Below are 1,336 nucleotides of genomic sequence, written 5' to 3' on the forward strand. Positions count from 1 at the left end.
CGCCTCCTCCAGCGCCGTGACGCGCCTGCTGACCACGGACGCGTCCAGGTCCAGGGCGCACGCGAGCACCCCGAGCCGCTGCTCCCCCGCGTCGGCGAGGAGACCGAGCAGCGCGGCAGGTCCCACGTTCAGAGCGCCCGAACCCTCGTCGCCGTCCGCCTGGCGGGCGACCCGCCCGAGGGCGACGACCTCGCGGAACGCCTCCACGAGCTCCGCGGCGGTGGACGTGCTGATCACGAACATTCTCCTTTGCGTGCTACATGCAAGCTAACTCCGATGCTTGCGACATGCAACTTGCCTGGTCACGATCACCCGTTAGCCTGGCGCCGGTCATGAGCACCACGCCCGCGGGTCGACCCCGCGATCCCGACGTCGACCGCAGGGTGCTGCGGGCCGCCGTCGCGCGGTACGCCGAGCAGGGCTGGGCGGGCTTCAGCGTGGACGCGGTGGCGCGCGCCGCGGGCGTCGGCAAGGCGGCGATCTACCTGCGTTGGCCCACGAAGGAGGCCCTCCTGGTCGCGGCCCTGCAGGGCGGCGTCCCGATGGTCGTCGACGCCGACACCGGGACGCTGCGCGGCGACCTGATCGCGCTGGCGGGCCAGGTGCTCGCCCTGCACCTGGGCGTCGGCGGGCAGGCGGTGCGCCGGATGGGCGTCGAGTACCCCACGATCCCCGGCATCGGCGACCAGTGGGAGGGCCAGCGGCAGGCCCAGATCAGCGCCGCTCGGGCGATGGTCCGGCGCGGGATCGACCGCGGCGAGGTGGCGTCGGACACCTCGGCGACCCTGCTGCTGGACACCCTCTGCGGCGGCGTCGCGCTGCACGTCACGTCCACTCCCGAGGCCCGGCGCGCCGAGATCGACGTGGCGGACTACGCCGAGCGAATCGTCACGTTCCTGCTCCGCGCGGTTGAGTGACGGCGGCGCCGCGGGCTACCGTCGAGGTCAGATATCGGACGTTCAGCGTTTCGGAAGTGGGTGACCGGTGGCCGGCGTCGAGGTGGTCGGGACCGCGCAGCATCGGGCGTGGTCGGAGCGGGTGTTGCCGCCGGTCGAGCGGCTCGCCGCGGGCATGTGGTCGGTGCCGGTGCCGATCCCGGACAATCCCCTGCGCTACACGCTGTGCTACCTGATCCCGGGCGACGACGGCCTGGTCGTCGTCGATCCGGGCTGGGACACCGACGAGGGCTGGGCGGCCCTAGAGGCCGGACTCACCGCGGCGGGCGCGCGGACCGCGGACGTCGTCGGGATCGTCGCGACCCACGTCCACCCGGACCATCACGGCCTGTCCCGGCGGCTCGCGGACCGCTCCGGGGCCTGGATCGGGATGCACCCCG

3 protein-coding genes are annotated in these 1,336 nt (G+C 73.7%); 2 read left to right on the forward strand and 1 reads right to left on the reverse strand.

What is annotated here, in order from left to right:
- A partial coding sequence (locus tag H5J29_RS32950) for a hypothetical protein (protein ID WP_181784800.1) occupies positions 1–237 on the reverse strand: 237 nt, incomplete at its 3' end.
- 95 nt (positions 238–332) lie between these two features.
- Between H5J29_RS32950 and H5J29_RS32955 the strand changes: the two genes are divergently transcribed.
- On the forward strand, positions 333–917 hold the full coding sequence (locus H5J29_RS32955) for a TetR/AcrR family transcriptional regulator (RefSeq protein WP_220188226.1): 585 nt from the start codon (positions 333–335) through the stop codon (positions 915–917).
- Positions 918–984: 67 nt separating this feature from the next.
- Positions 985–1,336 (forward strand): MBL fold metallo-hydrolase (locus H5J29_RS32960; RefSeq protein WP_312858511.1); only part of this gene is annotated, 352 nt, incomplete at its 3' end.

The sequence above is a fragment of the Pseudonocardia pini genome (assembly GCF_013870575.1).
Taxonomy (GTDB): domain Bacteria; phylum Actinomycetota; class Actinomycetes; order Mycobacteriales; family Pseudonocardiaceae; genus Pseudonocardia; species Pseudonocardia pini.

Coding starts and splice junctions, on each gene's coding strand:
- H5J29_RS32955 (WP_220188226.1), top strand. CDS start 333: ATGAGCACCACGCCCGCGGGTCGACCCCGCGATCCCGACGTCGACCGC.